We start from the raw sequence: 15,395 nt of genomic DNA on the forward strand, positions 1-15,395 counted from the left end.
TATATATACACGCTTGGGAACATCGATGTACTATAGTGCGAAACCTAACATAACCACAATATATTGTAGCTTCCCTTAATGTTGCTCCAAATTGTAGTGTTTGTTTTGCATTTAGCACAAGAGGAATTTTGGATATTCTGTAGATAAACTTTAGTGTTTCCTAATCGACTCATTGAAGAAACAAGGAGTCGGGCGCTTGCCACAAAATTTCCTTAAAGTGTCGGTAAGGATTGCACTGTAATATCTGTGGCAAATTCGAGTTTGCGACTCGTTTTTGTTACTTTTTCGCGGAAAGTGGCAATCTTGATGCTTTCCTATGAAAACTAAACATGCTAAACGGGCGCAAACATTAGTAACGCGGTTTAACATTATAGGCAGAACAATGAGTTCACTATTCGAAGGTATTTTCAAATCTCCTATCTTTACCTGGTGGAATTCGGCCACTTTTGGCACACGACTTTTCACAAGCCGTAAAGGTGAATTGGTTGGTACTGATGACCAAGGGAATGAATATTACCGTGAAAAAGGCGGTAAGCGCCGTTGGGTGATCTACAAAAACGGTCCGGTTGAGGCATCTCGTGTGCCTGCAGAATGGCACGGCTGGCTGCACTATACTGTTGATGAACTACCACATGAGCAAAAAGTCGTTACTCGTGAGTGGGAAAAAGAGCATATGCCAAACCTGACAGGTACTGTGGCCGCTCATGTTCCTCAAGCGCGCCCTGATGAGCCAGAATATGAGGCTTGGCGCCCATAATAGAGGCGCATTAGGGAGAGTATATGTCCAGTAACTTAGTAGAATCCATTATCGGTGCGGTCGTATTGTTGGTTGCCGGTTGGTTTTTAATCTTTGCGTATGAACGTACAGATACAGTTACATCCGAAGGATATGTTCTCTCTGCTCGTTTTGAGCGCATCGACGGCCTTAATATCGGAAGTGATGTTCGCGTTGCAGGTATTAAGGTTGGCTCTATCGTAGATAGTACGCTTGATACCAAAACCTATCAGGCTGTTGTCAGGTTTTCCGTGGCGAATAATGTCGAACTGCCGCTTGATACAGCTGCAGCGATTTCTTCTGAAAGCCTTCTTGGTGGCGCTTATCTAAGCCTATTGCCTGGCGGCGAAGAAGAAATGCTTCAAAATGGTGACGAAATCGAGGAAACACAAGGCGCCGTTGACCTTGTTGGTTTGATCGGTAAGTTTACATCAGGTGGCTCTGATGATGACAGTCGCTAGAACGCTTATCGCGGCTGCATCTCTTCTTATTGGCAGTTCAGCCCTCAATGCACAGGAAGATCAATCTGGTTCAGTAATTCCACCTGAAAATGCTGAGCAGCATAATGTCATTATATTACGTGCACTGGATAAAATTACCGCACGGATCACTGAACTTGAAATAGAAATTGGCAAGACCATTCCCTTTGGAACGCTTGAGATAACAGCACGTTATTGCCGTACAAGACCACCTATAGAACCACCAGAAACCTTTGGGTACCTTGAGATCAACGACCTTAAACGTAATGGTGAACGTGACCGTGTGTTTGATGGTTGGATGGTGGCTTCAAGTCCAGCGCTGAACGCGCTCGAACATCCAGTTTATGATGTTTGGGTTATCAACTGTAAAATGGTTGAAGCAGGCGCATCTTCTGATAGCGAAAAATAGTCTGGGTGAGGGGCATGTAATGCCTCCGTCAGTAACTGGTGGTAGGTTTCCCTGGGTATTTCGACAGCTCCAAACTGCTTCAAATGATCAGTAATAAATTGGCTGTCCAATAACGCAAAACCAGCATTTTTTAAACGAGCGACCAGATAGGTAAGGGCGATTTTGCTGGCATTAGTGCGTGTGCTGAACATACTTTCACCAAAGAAAGCTGCGCCTAAGGATACACCGTACAGACCGCCGACCAGTTCCTCACCTTCCCAGCACTCAACTGAGTGCGCAAAGCCTCGCTGGTGCAGATCAGCATACATAGCTTCAATACGTTCACTGATCCAAGTGGTTTCTCTACCGCGCGCGGGCATGGAGCATGCTTTAACCACATCTCTAAAGGCTTCGTCAGTAGTTACCCTGAAAGGCTCTTTCTTTATGGCTTTTTTCAAGGAACGAGGGATGTGGAATTGATCAAGAGGGATGATGCCTCTGAAATCTGGGTCAACCCAGAAAAGCTCTTTATCTTCACGGTCTTCCGACATGGGAAAGATACCGTTTGCATAAGCTTGAAGGAGTAAATTCGGGGTTATGGTCTCATGTGGCATAACCCCGAGTTTAATATCTTTAGTCTTGCTTGTCCTCAAGGAATTTCTCAAGCCAGTGAATATCGTAATCACCTTTTTGGAAATCCTCATCGTCCATAAGTGCCTGATGAAGCGGGATTGTGGTTGTGATGCCATCAATCACATATTCTTCAAGCGAACGGCGCAAGCGCAGGAGACAGCCTTCACGGGTGTAGCCTGATACAATCAACTTTGCCACCATGCTGTCATAGTATGGTGGGATGCGGTATCCAGCATATACAGCACTGTCACAGCGTACGTTCAGGCCACCAGGAGGATGATACTGAGTTACTGTGCCTGGGCTCGGCATGAAGTTGAATGGGTGTTCTGCGTTCACGCGGCATTCAATAGCATGGCCGTGGAAGCGAACCATATCCTGTGTGTATGAAAGCTTCTCGCCAGCTGCTACGCGGATTTGTTCACGTACAATATCGATACCAGTGATCATTTCTGTTACCGGGTGCTCCACCTGAACACGTGTGTTCATTTCAATGAAATAGAACTCACCGTCTTCGTAAAGGAATTCGATAGTACCCGCACCGCAGTAGCCGAAATCAGCCATTGCTTTAGCAACAATACCGCCCATACGTTCACGTGTTTCACTGTCAATAACCGGGGAAGGGGCTTCTTCAAGAACCTTCTGGTGGCGACGCTGTAGTGAACAATCACGTTCACCAAGGTGAATACAGTTACCATGGCTGTCGCCGATGATCTGGAATTCAATGTGACGTGGTTTAGTGAGGAATTTCTCAATGTAAACCGCATCATCACCAAAGGCTGCTTTTGCTTCTGTACGACAGGTATTCAGCTTTACACTTAATTCGTCAGCGCCACGTACGATCTGCATACCGCGACCACCGCCGCCTGCAGAGGCTTTAATGATCACCGGGTAACCGATTTCTTCACAAACACGTTTTGCTTCGTCATCGTTAGTGATACCGCCTTCAGAACCAGGAACAACCGGAATACCAAGCTTTTTCACGGTTTCTTTAGCGGTAATCTTGTCACCCATCTGGCGGATATGATCACCATTCGGGCCAATAAAGGCTATATCGTGTTCTTTAACGATATCTGCAAAATCAGCATTCTCTGAGAGGAAACCGTAACCAGGGTGGATAGCATCCGCTCCGGTGATTTCTGCTGCAGTCATGATAGACGCGATATTCAGGTAGCTATCAGCGGATGCTGGTGGGCCGATACAAACGCTTTCATCTGCAAGGCGTACGTGCATTGCGTCAGCATCAGCTGTGGAATGAACCGCAACTGTTTTAAGGCCCATTTCATGGCAAGCGCGGTGAATACGCAGAGCGATTTCACCACGGTTAGCAATAAGGACTTTTTGAACCATGGAACGTGTCCTTATTCAATAATCAGAAGTACTTCGCCAAATTCAATAGGCTGAGCGTCAGCAAAGAAAATTTCTTTTACTGTGCCTGATTTTGGAGCTTTGATTTGGTTCATAACTTTCATCGCTTCAATAATAAGAAGCGGGTCACCTTCAGAAACTTTATCGCCTACTTTCACAAAGGCATCTGCATCTGGTGATGGTGCTGTGTAAGCTGTACCAACCATTGGTGCTTTCAATGCGCCAGGGTGATCAGCAGCGTTTGCTGCGGCTGGTGCTTCTGCCGCAGGAGCAGCTGGAGCGGCAGCTGGAGCCGGAGCTGCCATAGGGGCAGGGGCTGCAACAGGTGCTGCTGTAGGAACCGTATAGTTTACTGAGCCGGCAACTTCGCGCGCTACGCGAATACGAAAATCATCTTCTTCCACTTCAATTTCGGAAAGAGTTGATTTGTCCAGCAGTTCAGCCAGTTCACGAATGAGTTCTTTATAATCTTTTAATTTTGACATTGACGTCTACCCTTAAATCAAGACTGGTTGCGTAGCATAGACGCTACGGAATCAATCGCAAGCACATATCCGTGCGTACCGAACCCACAAATCACACCTTTCGCAACATCGGAAACGTAAGAGTGGTGTCGGTACTCTTCCCGCGCGAATACATTTGATAAATGTACTTCAATCACGGGAGTAGTAATTGCGGCAATCGCATCGTGGATAGCAACAGAGGTATGAGTATATGCTGCAGCATTCAGAATAATTGCTACATACCCATTTCTGCCTTCCTGTATCCAATCAACAAGAGTGCCTTCTGAATTAGTTTGTCTAAAATCGACTGTCAGCCCATGCTTTGCCGCTGTTTCCACCGACAAGGATTCCAATTGATCAATCGTATTATGGCCATAAGTTTCCGGCTCACGTGTACCAAGCAGGTTTAGGTTTGGTCCGTTAAGTACCAAAATCTTTTTATGGTTTTCTTTATTCATTCACGATTTCCAATTGTTTGACAGATCGCTTGAAGCAATCTGTATAATGCCATATGCATTGCATGCAAAGCAGGAACACTGATTTTATTGGTGTTTCTGTGCATATTTTATACAAATATGGTAGAGAATTTAGGCGCGTCAAGCGCTTGTAACCAGCTAAAAGGTTGTTTTCCTTCATGAAAATCACAGTGAATGGCGATCTGAAAACCGTGGAAGACGGTGTAAGTGTATGGGATTTTCTTTCAGGGCTTGGGTTAGACCCTAAAAAGGTGGCTGTTGAAAGAAATCTGGAGATCGTACCGAAGTCTACTTTCGCCGATGTTTCTCTTGAAGAAGATGACCAGCTGGAAATTGTTCATTTTATTGGTGGAGGTTAAAGCCAGTGTCAAACGCAAATGATGTTTGGAAGCTTGCCGGAAAAGAATATTCTTCCCGTCTTATCGTTGGGACAGGAAAATATAAAGATTTTGAAGAAACAGCAAAAGCAGTTGAGGCATCTGGTGCTGAGATTGTTACTGTGGCTGTTCGCCGCGTGAATGTTTCTGACCCAACCCAGCCAATGCTTGTAGATTATCTGGACCCAAAGAAAATCACGTACCTACCTAACACTGCAGGTTGTTTTGATGCTCAGAGCGCTTTGCGGACCCTTCGCTTAGCTCGTGAAGCTGGCGGCTGGGACCTTGTAAAGCTCGAAGTGCTTGGTGATCAGAAGACGCTATACCCAAATATGCAGGAAACCTTCGTGGCCGCTGAAGAGCTTATCAAAGAGGGCTTTAAAGTAATGGTTTACTGTAGCGATGACCCGATTGCCGCAAAGAAGCTTGAAGATATGGGCTGTGTGGCAATTATGCCGCTAGGTGCGCCTATTGGTTCTGGTCTTGGCATCCAAAACCCAGTACAGATTCGTTTGATGATCGAGCAGGCTAATGTACCTGTGCTTGTTGATGCGGGTGTGGGAACAGCGTCTGATGCTTCTGTAGCAATGGAGCTTGGTTGTGACGGCGTTCTTATGAATACTGCGATTGCTGAGGCAAAAGACCCACTTAAAATGGCTAGAGCGATGAAACTCGCTGTGGAGTCAGGGAGACTTGCTTATCAAGCTGGTCGAATGCCTATGAAGAAATATGCGGATCCAAGCTCGCCACTTTCAGGGCTTATCTAACCAGAAAAGAAAAGGCCGCTTAAAGCGGCCTTTTTTGTATATCTTATCTGCTTGAAGCAGTTTCTTTGGAGGTATCTTTCCTTGCCCGGTCTACCGCTTCTAGGAGACGGAAGTAACCTTCTGCGCCGAGTACTACATCATCACCGATAATATACCCTGGCGTACCTGTGAAACCGATGTCTTGACCAATGCTTAACGTGTTGCGCACGCTTTTCTCAACCAGTTTATCTTTCATATCGGTCTTTAGTTGATCGACATTAAGACCCACTGAACCTGCAATCTCATAGATACGATCTTCTGTAAGCTGGCCCGGGGATGTCATTGCTGCAATGTGAAACTCTTCAAACTTACCTTGTTTGTGAGCCGCTAGAGCAGCATAGGAAGTAAGTAATGATACTGGTGTATCACCTTCACGGTCGAGTACGGGGTACTGACGCGGAATGTAGCGAATGTTACCGTCTTCTTTTACTAGTTTTAACACTTCAGGGAAGTGGCGACGACAGAAGCCACAGCGGTAATCAAAGAATTCTACAATAGTTACATCGCCATTAGGATTACCTAGTACGGGGGCTTCAGGGTCGTTTTCCAGATACCCGCGATACAGGTTGATTGCCGGCAACATCTGAGCAAGTTGGCGGCGACGTTGAAGTTCAATAATAGCGCGTTCAATTACTTCTGGATTTTCAAGCAAGTATTCTTGGATAATACTCTCAATTGCTTGACGATCTGCTGGAGCCGCTTCTTGAGCTGTAGCTCCAAAAATTGCTGGAACGGCTAGTGTAACGGCCGCAAGCATATTTTTAAGTGGTTTATACATATACTAATCCATCATAGCTTATGGCTGGTATTGCCAGTGCTGTTCTTGTTGCTTCTGAAATTCTTGTTGTCCTGTAAACTCAACGTCAAAACGTCTACGACGACGTTGCTGTTTACGTTGTCTTTCTGCGGCATCTCTTGCGATGAAGAAAATGTCTTGCGCGCGGAGCCATTCTGGTGAACCGGTTTTAAAGGAATCCATCGCACGCTTGGCGTAGCCAACTGCCTGATAAACAACGCCAGCAGAATAAAACCGTTCTGCTGTTGCGAGGTTAGCATCCGCTTCACGGCCAACCCAGCTGTACGCCTTAGCCAGATTAAACCATGCAAAAGTATTTCCAGGGTCTTGGCGTGTAGCATTTTCCAAAATTGGAATAGCTTCTGCCATTAAGACATCATCTTCTAGAGATACCATCGCTTGCCCTAGTGCTGTTGCTACAAGAGGGGCACGCGGTGCACGTTCAACAGCTTGCCTGAAAACAGGAAGTGCTTCGCGCACCTTTCCATTTTCAAACAATATTTGTCCTTTGATTTCATGGAAATAGGGGTTTGCAGGTTCTTGTTTTATCAAAGCATCGGCTTCGCTAAGCGCTAAATCCCACTCAAGAGCCTTATGGTATGCATATACACGAGCATAGCGTGCAGATGCGGTTTTATCCGATATCGGGTATTCTTTCAGAGTATCACTTGGCCGCTGAATATAACCCTGAAGCTTTGCCTTAAGGCGATTGAACTGTTCGTTATGTTTAGAGTCTGGCGGTTTGTTATAGTACTCACTTTGCCCTAAAACCTGCTCTAGTGATAGGATACGCGTGCGGTTTAAAGGGTGACTGCGAATGTAAGGGTCCTGCCTGATATAGGCTAGTACTTCCTGGTCGCGCAATTTATCAAAGAATTGAATGAGGCCTTTACCTGAAATACCTAACTCATTGAGATATTTTGCACCGGCTTGGTCTGCTGATGATTCTTGAACTCGGTTAAAGGCAAGGAATTGTCTCTGCGCAACTGTTTGCCCTGCGGCTAGAAGACCAATGCCAGCATCAGGGCTGCCTGCAGCGATTGCAGCGGCACCAAGAACAAGAGAAAGGATGCTGAAATTACCAGCGGTTGAGGCGGCATCTCTAATACCAACTAAGTGACCACCTGCAATATGCCCGGTCTCATGTGCGATCACGCCTAACAGTTGATTTACATCGTCAGAGGCCATGATAAGGCCAGAGTGAATGAAAATGTTTTGACCACCTGTTACAAAGGCATTCAAAGATGGGTCTGATAGCAGATAAATATTGACGCTTCTTGGATCTAGGCCTGCTGCGATGAAAATAGGGTCTGAAATTTCGTGGAGGAAAGCTTCTGTTTCTGCATCTCTAAGGATTGATTGCGCGTAAGCTTGGTGCGCCAATGCTATGACGCATACAAGTGTTGAAGCGATTTTTTTTAACAATTTACGCAACAGGGCCTCCAGAATATTTATGTATAGCTAGTTATTCATTGCTCAAGGGTCAAATGCTATAGGCTAACAACCGCGTGAGCAATTGTTGATATAGATGACATAGCTAAAATGAATAGCACATTAAAAAAGCGGCAAAGCTATGGCCTTGCCGCTTTTATTACTTATCCGAAGGTTCTTTGCCACCAGCCTTTTCTTTTGGGCTGATCAGTGGCGGCTTCTCCAGAGGTATTTTCTTTACTCTCTACCTTTACCACTGGTTTGTTAACCGCTTCGGCTTTAGGTTCTGCTTTAGCCTTGGGTTTGGCTTCGACCGATTTCTCTTTCGAAGCTTCCTTGGCTGGGGCCGGGCTGTTCTTATCAGAAGTGGTATCTGCATCAACCTTTTTAGTCGTGCGACGGCGACGAGGTTTTACTTCTTCAGTTTTCTCTGTCTCTTTCGCAGTTTCTGCCTCAGGAGTTTCAACTTTCTTTACGCGGCGTCTGCGGCGCGGTTTTGGCTTTTCTTCATCGCTTACCTCGGCAACTTCTTTAGAAGTTTCGCTGCTAGCAGCTTCGTTGGCCTTCTCTGAAGTTTCCTTATCTGCCTTTTTTACACGGCGTTTGCGACGAGGTTTTTCCTCTTTTTCAGATGAAACTTCTTGTTGTTCTGAGTTTGATTCTTCAGATGAAGTATCTTTTGAATCAGCATTTTCATCACTTGATGCTTTTTTGCGTACTCTGCGACGACGACGCGTTGGTTTTTCAGTTCCATCGTTATCAGCAGTACTTGAAGGAGCCTCAGATGTTTCATTTGTACTTCCATCAGAAGTTTGAGCATCCCCAGCTTCTTTTTGCTCTTCATTATGTGATTTGCGGCGGCGACCACCACGGCTTCCGCGTCTACGACGAGAAGGCTTTTCAGAGTTTTTCTCTTCATCTGTATCTTCCGCTACAGAATCGGTGCCTTCCGTATTTTCTTCAGAGATAGAAGTCTGGTTTTCATCAGAACCATTATCTCTTCCGCGGCGCCGACGACGCCGACGGCGACGTTTGCGTTGACCATCGCCTTCTTCATCAGATGTTTCTGCCTTCTCTTCTTCTGGCTCTACAGGGGAACTCTCAGGAGTTACCACTACGTCTGCAGTGACTTCTGGTTTGCCTTCTACGCCAGCTTCTCGTGTGATTTCGATATCTGATGGCCCGAGAGAGGATTGTGCAAGTACTTCAATAGTATAACCGTATTGGGCCTCTAAATCAGTAAGCATTGCGCGTTTTTTGTTTAGAAGATAAATCGCCACATCTGGACATGCCGCAATCCGAACAATAGCACTACGGTTACGAATGCCTTCTTCTTCCAGTTGGCGCAGCGCCATAAGAGCCGCACTCTCAACTGAACGCACCACACCAGTTCCATCACATGCAGAACAGGTTTCCATTGCGGCTTCAAGAAGGTTAGGGCGCAAGCGTTGACGAGACATTTCCATAAGGCCAAAGCTTGAGATACGCCCTACCTGAATGCGAGCCCGATCCGCCTTAAGGACTTCTTTCATCCTACGTTCTACAGCCCGGTTGTTGCCGCGGTCTTCCATATCGATGAAATCAATTACAACAAGACCTGCCATATCACGAAGGCGAAGCTGGCGTGCAACTTCCTCTGCGGCTTCAAGGTTTGTCTTTACAGCTGTTTCTTCGATATTTGCTTCTTTAGTCGCGCGGCCAGAGTTTACATCAATTGAAATCAAAGCTTCTGTCGGATTGATAACAATGTAACCGCCTGATTTAAGCTGAACCACCGGCTGGTACATCGCTTCAAGATGGCTCTCTACCTGATATCTATGGAACAGCGGAATACGGTCTTTATAGTGCTGAACTTTCTTTGCATGACTTGGCATCAACAGCTTCATAAAGTCTTTAGCGGCACGATATCCTTTTTCGCCTTCAACAAGGATTTCGTCTACTTCGCGTACGTAAAGGTCACGAATGGTCCGCTTGATAAGGTTACCTTCTTCATAAATTAAAGCAGGCGCTGTGGATTTAAGCGTTAAATCACGGATACCGTTCCATAAGCGCAAGAGGTAATCGTAATCGCGTTTGATTTCTGTTTTTGTACGGCGCATACCAGCGGTACGGACAATCAACCCCATTTCTTCCGGTACATTCAGGGATGATGTAATCTGCTTAAGCTTCTTACGGTCGCTCATGTTAGAAATTTTGCGGCTAATACCACCAGAGTGGGTGGAATTAGGCATCAATACACAGTAACGACCAGCCAGGGACATGTAAGTTGTTAGAGCTGCGCCCTTATTGCCGCGCTCTTCTTTAACAACCTGAATAAGCAGAACCTGACGGCGTTTGATAACTTCTTGAATGTTGTATTTGCGCTTGAGAGCACGCAAACCTCGCTTGCGTTTGGCAGCTTCAACCGCAGCCTTGCGGCGTTCTTCGCTGGAAGATGTATCTGTTTCTTCAGCTTCATCATCGGAATTAGCTTCATCAGTGGAGGAAACATCTTCATTTGTGTCACCTGATGTATCTGCTTCGTCTGAAGCCTCATCTGTATCAGGTTCAGTATCCGAGGTGTCGCTGTCGGCATGTACGTCTTCAACAACATCGTCAGATGCTACTTCTTCAACTTGATTTTCAGCATCTTCAGCCGTTGAAGCATCGTCTTCAACAGCCTCAGCTTCTACTACCGCATCTGTATCTTTAGTTTTTTCCGCTTGATAGCGACGACCACGACGACGACGTGGGCCACGTTGTGGTCTTTCATCTTCCTCTGCTACACCTGCTTCATAAGCCTCTGCTTCAGAAGCCATGATTGCATCACGCTCTTCGGCAGGAATTTGGTAATAGTCAGGATGAATTTCACTAAAGGCGAGGAAGCCATGGCGATTACCACCATATTCAACAAATGCAGCCTGCAAAGAAGGTTCTACACGCGTAACACGTGCTAGATAGATATTCCCTTTAAGCTGTTTTCTTGTTGATGATTCGTAATCAAAATCCTCTACACGGCTACCTTTAACAATGGTGACCCGCGTCTCTTCAGAATGACGCGCATCAATAAGCATACGGGTGGACATAGAAATAATCTCCGAAAGAACTGCCGCGCGTTCACTCCCGCTTGAGTAAGCTGGGGGGCGCTGGCAGTTGTACTTAATTCAGTAAATGTTGTAATTAGTACGGAGTTGGAAAGGATCGGCAGGTAATCAGGCGCAAAAAAACGGCCTGTCTGTGAAGTGTACAGACGGCGGATCAAAACTGATAACAATGCGCAAAGCCGTTTGGCCATTGCCGGATGTATCCTTAATTAAGGCGCTTCAATACCGGTGGTCTGAATTCTGTAGACCTCCAAGGCGTATTACCAGCGCCGCGATCTCTCATATCCGTAATATGAAAAATCGGAAAACTCGCAAAATGAAGGTAACCACGAAAGCAATGGATTACAATCGAAATTATTCCAATAATTGCAGAAAACCTCAGTTCGTCTATTTATTCTGTCGTATTACCGTCAAATTTTTGGTTTTTCTTGTCTCAGGTGCTAGTTGTTTTTATTATTAAAAGAAATAACTGTGCTTTTAGCTGACGGGTTTGAGGAAATCAGTTTGAGTAAATTGGGTTTAGTCGCTGTGCTGTTGCTCCTTCTTTTGGGAGATAGCGCTTCTGTTTTTGCACAAAATGTCGATATCACAGGTGTTCGCTTTGGGAAGAATGGTGCAACCACACGGTTTGTGATGGATGTTTCCGAACCTGTTAAACCACGTATATTTATGCTGGCTAATCCCCGCAGGTTGGTTATTGATATTCCTAACAGCAATTGGAAATCTCAAAAAACGGCTAAAGCATCAGGTCTGGTTGGGAAATACAGGCATGGTCTTTTTTCTGCTGATACGTATCGCATTGTGTTGGATCTAAACAAAGCTGCCGTTATTCGAAAGTCTTTCTCGCTTCCAGCCAGTAAAGGGTATTCAAACCGTTACGTTATTGATTTAGCTGAAAGTAGTCAGTCAGACTTTTTAGCGGCGGTTAAATCTTCCAAGCCTCAAATAACAAAAACTGTCGCACAAGTTCCTTCTGTCGAGCCTGTTCAGAAGAGCTATGACGGTAAACGTATAATTGTCGTGGATGCGGGGCATGGAGGTCCTGACCCTGGCACGCTTGGTCGATACGGATCTAACGAAAAGATACTTACTCTTAAAATTTCTAGAGAAATTAAACGAGAGCTTGAGAGAACCGGGCGCTACCGGGTTTATCTAACACGGGATAAAGATATTTATATCCCGCACCGCAAGAGATTTGAGATAGCGAAACGTATGGGGGCTGATTTGTTTATCAGTGTTCATGTGGATTCTATCGCGAATTCAAAAGTGCGAGGTGGTACAGTTTATACCTTGAATGAAAATGCTTCAGATAAAGAAGCTGCCCGACTGGCTGCAAAAGAGAACAAATCGGATATTTTAGCGGGTGTTGATCTTGCTGAAACCAATAATGAAGTTTCGAGTATTCTGATTGATTTAGCTCAACGTGAAACCATGAATAACTCAGCCCAATTCGCAGAGATACTGGTTCCTGAAATGCGTAGGCAGGTAAAAATGCATCGTAGGGGGCACCGATTTGCAAATTTCCTTGTGCTTAAATCTCCAGATGTACCATCAGTTTTGATTGAAACGGGGTATCAGACCAATAAGCAGGATGCGCGTATGCTTAATAGCAGAGACGGTCAGCGCCGCATTGCTAAAGCAGTGAGTGCAGGAGTGAATAAGTATTTTGATCTGCAAATTGCTCTTGGTCGATAATGCCTTAACAGAGACACAATTTCCTGCGATACCGCACGATAGAGAAGTAATATAACGAATTCGGCGTTTAATGACTGATACAGAACAAAAAACAGAAACCAAGAAGGTCAAGAAATCACTTTGGCGTAGGCTGTTTAAGTATAGTCTTATTCTAGGTGTGGTTGGCTTTGTTTCTGCTGTAGGTGTGGTTGTTTGGGCAATCGTTTATTATGGACGTGACCTACCAGATTACAGGCAACTAGCGAAGTATGAGCCTGAAGTGGTAACGCGTATTCATGCGGGTGATGGTTCCCTGCTTAGAGAATTTTCTCGTAAACCACGATTATTTGTACCAATTAATGCGGTGCCAGATCAGCTTATTAACGCTTTTCTATCCGCGGAAGATAAGAACTTCTACAGTCATAACGGCCTCGATTATATGGGCATGATCCGTGGTAATATTCGGAATGTCGCTAATCTTATTCAAGGCAGGCCACTGCAAGGTGGGTCAACCATCACCCAGCAGGTGGCGCGCACATTCCTGCTAACACTTGACCAAAAGCTTGATCGTAAAATTAAAGAGATGATCCTGACACTCAGGATTGAGCGAGCTTTTTCAAAGGATCATATTCTAGAGCTTTATCTAAATGAAATTAACTTTGGTAATCGTTCTTATGGAGTGGCAGCAGCCTCACTTAATTACTTCAACAAAGCGCTAAATGAACTCACCATTGCAGAGATGGCATTCTTGGCAGCTTTACCGAAAGCGCCGCATAATTATCATCCACGCCGCCATAAAGAGCGCGCTGTGGGGCGCCGAAATTGGATTTTAGGTAGAATGCTCATACTCGGGCATATCGATCAGGCAACGTATGATTCTGCGATTGCGGAAGACCTTATAATGCGTCCGCGCTCTGGCCACGCTGAATTTCGCGCTGATTATTTTGCCGAAGAAGTACGTCGCAACATTGATCGAGAATTTGGTACCAAAGCTCTGTATGAGGGTGGTCTGTCAGTACGTACGTCACTCGAGCCACGTTTGCAGGCTATAGCGGAACGTACGCTTCAGGACGGGCTTGTCGCTTATGATCGTAGGCACGGTTGGCGTGGACCGATCAGCCGTATTGAAGTGGATGATGTTTGGAATAATCGCCTGAACAATGTGAAGAAGCCACTTGGAGTGTCTTCATGGAAACATGCAGTTGTTCATGAGGTGAGAGCAGATGGTGCTATTATTGGTCTTAAAGATGGTTCGTACGGTTTTATTCCTTTCGAGGAAGTGCAGTGGGCCCGTAAATGGCGCTCCGGTCAGCGTTTAGGGGCCAAGGTTAAGGATACTGCAGAAGTTCTAAGTATTGGTGATGTTGTGCCAGTTAAGGCTCTTCGGAATACTGAAGCCTATTCATTAAATGGTTTCTGGGACGCTTCTGGCGAAGAAGTTGGTTACGTACAGCGTTATAGCTTGCAACAAATCCCAGAAATTAATGGTGCTTTGGTGGCGATGGATGCTCATACAGGCCGGGTTTATGCAATGGCAGGGGGCTTTGATTTCAAGCTAAGCCAGTATAACCGAGCCACACAGGCAAAGCGCCAGCCAGGCTCTGCCTTTAAGCCATTTGTATATGCCGCTGGCCTTGATAAGGGGTTTACACCTTCTAGTCTTGTTCTGGATGCTCCTTTTGTAATTGATCAAGGTGATGGTCTTGGTAAATGGAAACCAAAGAACAGCTCAGATAAATTTTACGGTCCAAGTACCCTTCGCCTTGGTATTGAAAAGTCTCGTAACCTGATGACGGTGCGTTTAGCGCAGCATCTAGGGATGGGAACCGTGATGGATTATGCTCGTCGTTTTGGTCTTGATGAAAATATGGAACCTTCGTTGGCGGCTTCACTTGGGGCAGGGGAAGTTACTCTTCTCCAGCTTTCTGCGGCATACGGTATGATTGTGAATGGTGGTAAAGAAATTGAACCATCCCTTATAGACCGTATTCAAGACCGTCGAGGCAAAACAATATACCGGCATGACAACCGGGACTGCGGATCCTGTCGTGTAACTACACTTGCATCTGGTGAAGAGCCTGAAATCCCTGATAATCGCGATCAGGTGCTTGATCCTCTTACTGCTTATCAAATGGTTTCCATAATGGAAGGGGTAGTGCAGTCTGGCACAGGCCGGAAAATCCGCGTGCTGGATAAACCGCTTGCTGGTAAAACTGGCACTACCAACGATAGTTTTGACGCTTGGTTTATGGGCTTTTCAGCAGACATGGTTGTTGGTGTTTATACGGGTTTCGATCAGCCACGTTCACTTGGTCGCTTTGAAGAAGGTTCCAGTGTCGCTGTTCCTGTATTCCGTGATTTTATGAAAGACGCACTGAAGGGAGAACCTGGTATTCCGTTCCGTATGCCGTCGGGTATTCGGTTAGTGCGCGTGAACTCAAAAACGGGCGAACCAGCCAAGTATGGCGATAAGAATATTATCTTGGAAGCCTTTAAACCGGGCACCGAACCTCGCACTGGTCAGTTCGCAGTACTTGACGGCTCGCTCCCAGTTGGTAAAAGCAAGAGCACAATTCGTAAAGGTACGGGTGGTATTTACTAGCCGCCTT

Annotated in this window: 12 protein-coding genes and 1 pseudogene; 6 read left to right on the forward strand and 7 right to left on the reverse strand. The window is 45.7% G+C overall.

Annotated elements, in window-relative coordinates; all coding sequences use genetic code 11:
- Nucleotides 1–382 precede the first annotated feature (382 nt).
- From MF542_RS10300 to MF542_RS10310, 3 genes are read left to right on the forward strand one after another with little or no spacing between them, the layout of a single operon-like run.
- Nucleotides 383–757 carry an NADH:ubiquinone oxidoreductase subunit NDUFA12 gene (locus MF542_RS10300; RefSeq protein WP_247018844.1) on the forward strand — a complete coding sequence of 125 codons (375 nt, stop codon included), beginning with the start codon at nucleotides 383–385 and terminating at the stop codon, nucleotides 755–757.
- Nucleotides 758–780: 23 nt separating this feature from the next.
- Nucleotides 781–1,236, forward strand: a complete 456-nt coding sequence (gene mlaD, locus MF542_RS10305; RefSeq protein ID WP_247018846.1) for an outer membrane lipid asymmetry maintenance protein MlaD — start codon at nucleotides 781–783, stop codon at nucleotides 1,234–1,236.
- Nucleotides 1,220–1,663 carry a DUF2155 domain-containing protein gene (locus MF542_RS10310; RefSeq protein ID WP_247018848.1) on the forward strand — a complete coding sequence of 148 codons (444 nt, stop codon included), beginning with the start codon at nucleotides 1,220–1,222 and terminating at the stop codon, nucleotides 1,661–1,663. Before mlaD ends, MF542_RS10310 begins: the two co-directional genes overlap by 17 nt.
- Here MF542_RS10310 and aat read toward each other — a convergent pair.
- The 4 genes from aat to aroQ are packed head-to-tail and all read right to left on the reverse strand — an operon-like array spanning nucleotide 1,597 to nucleotide 4,601.
- The gene (aat, locus tag MF542_RS10315) at nucleotides 1,597–2,256 is read right to left on the reverse strand and encodes a leucyl/phenylalanyl-tRNA--protein transferase (protein WP_247018851.1); all 660 of its coding nucleotides are present in this window, start codon (nucleotides 2,254–2,256) and stop codon (nucleotides 1,597–1,599) included. The two genes, MF542_RS10310 and aat, sit on opposite strands and share 67 nt — an antisense overlap.
- A 19-nt stretch (nucleotides 2,257–2,275) precedes the next feature.
- Nucleotides 2,276–3,622 (reverse strand): acetyl-CoA carboxylase biotin carboxylase subunit, encoded by a 1,347-nt coding sequence (gene accC, locus MF542_RS10320; protein WP_247018852.1) that lies wholly within the window; start codon nucleotides 3,620–3,622, stop codon nucleotides 2,276–2,278.
- 11 nt (nucleotides 3,623–3,633) lie between these two features.
- Nucleotides 3,634–4,125 (reverse strand): acetyl-CoA carboxylase biotin carboxyl carrier protein, encoded by a 492-nt coding sequence (gene accB, locus MF542_RS10325; protein ID WP_247018858.1) that lies wholly within the window; start codon nucleotides 4,123–4,125, stop codon nucleotides 3,634–3,636.
- Between the two features lie 17 nt (nucleotides 4,126–4,142).
- Nucleotides 4,143–4,601 (reverse strand): type II 3-dehydroquinate dehydratase, encoded by a 459-nt coding sequence (gene aroQ, locus MF542_RS10330; protein WP_247018859.1) that lies wholly within the window; start codon nucleotides 4,599–4,601, stop codon nucleotides 4,143–4,145.
- A 176-nt stretch (nucleotides 4,602–4,777) separates the two neighbouring features.
- Between aroQ and thiS the strand changes: the two are divergent.
- Nucleotides 4,778–5,763, forward strand: a pseudogene (gene thiS / locus MF542_RS10340) (sulfur carrier protein ThiS).
- A gap of 43 nt (nucleotides 5,764–5,806) precedes the next feature.
- Here thiS and MF542_RS10345 read toward each other — a convergent pair.
- The 3 genes from MF542_RS10345 to MF542_RS10355 all read right to left on the reverse strand — a co-directional run bounded on the left by MF542_RS10345 (nucleotide 5,807) and on the right by MF542_RS10355 (nucleotide 11,094).
- A complete protein-coding gene (locus MF542_RS10345; RefSeq protein ID WP_247018865.1) occupies nucleotides 5,807–6,580 on the reverse strand; it encodes a DsbA family protein in 774 nt (257 codons plus the stop codon).
- 18 nt (nucleotides 6,581–6,598) lie between these two features.
- Nucleotides 6,599–8,032 carry a M48 family metalloprotease gene (locus tag MF542_RS10350; protein ID WP_247018877.1) on the reverse strand — a complete coding sequence of 478 codons (1,434 nt, stop codon included), beginning with the start codon at nucleotides 8,030–8,032 and terminating at the stop codon, nucleotides 6,599–6,601.
- 161 nt (nucleotides 8,033–8,193) lie between these two features.
- Complete coding sequence (locus tag MF542_RS10355; RefSeq protein WP_247018879.1) at nucleotides 8,194–11,094, reverse strand: Rne/Rng family ribonuclease; 2,901 nt, start codon at nucleotides 11,092–11,094, stop codon at nucleotides 8,194–8,196.
- Nucleotides 11,095–11,616: 522 nt separating this feature from the next.
- Here MF542_RS10355 and MF542_RS10360 point away from each other — a divergent pair.
- Together MF542_RS10360 and MF542_RS10365 are read left to right on the forward strand one after the other, a co-directional pair.
- A complete protein-coding gene (locus MF542_RS10360) occupies nucleotides 11,617–12,807 on the forward strand; it encodes an N-acetylmuramoyl-L-alanine amidase (RefSeq protein ID WP_247018881.1) in 1,191 nt (396 codons plus the stop codon).
- 70 nt (nucleotides 12,808–12,877) lie between these two features.
- Nucleotides 12,878–15,388, forward strand: a complete 2,511-nt coding sequence (locus tag MF542_RS10365; protein WP_247018889.1) for a penicillin-binding protein 1A — start codon at nucleotides 12,878–12,880, stop codon at nucleotides 15,386–15,388.
- The last annotated feature ends 7 nt before the right edge of the window (nucleotides 15,389–15,395 follow it).

Origin of the sequence: Kordiimonas laminariae, from assembly GCF_023008165.1 — a bacterium.
Classification (GTDB): Bacteria; Pseudomonadota; Alphaproteobacteria; order Sphingomonadales; family Kordiimonadaceae; genus Kordiimonas; species Kordiimonas laminariae.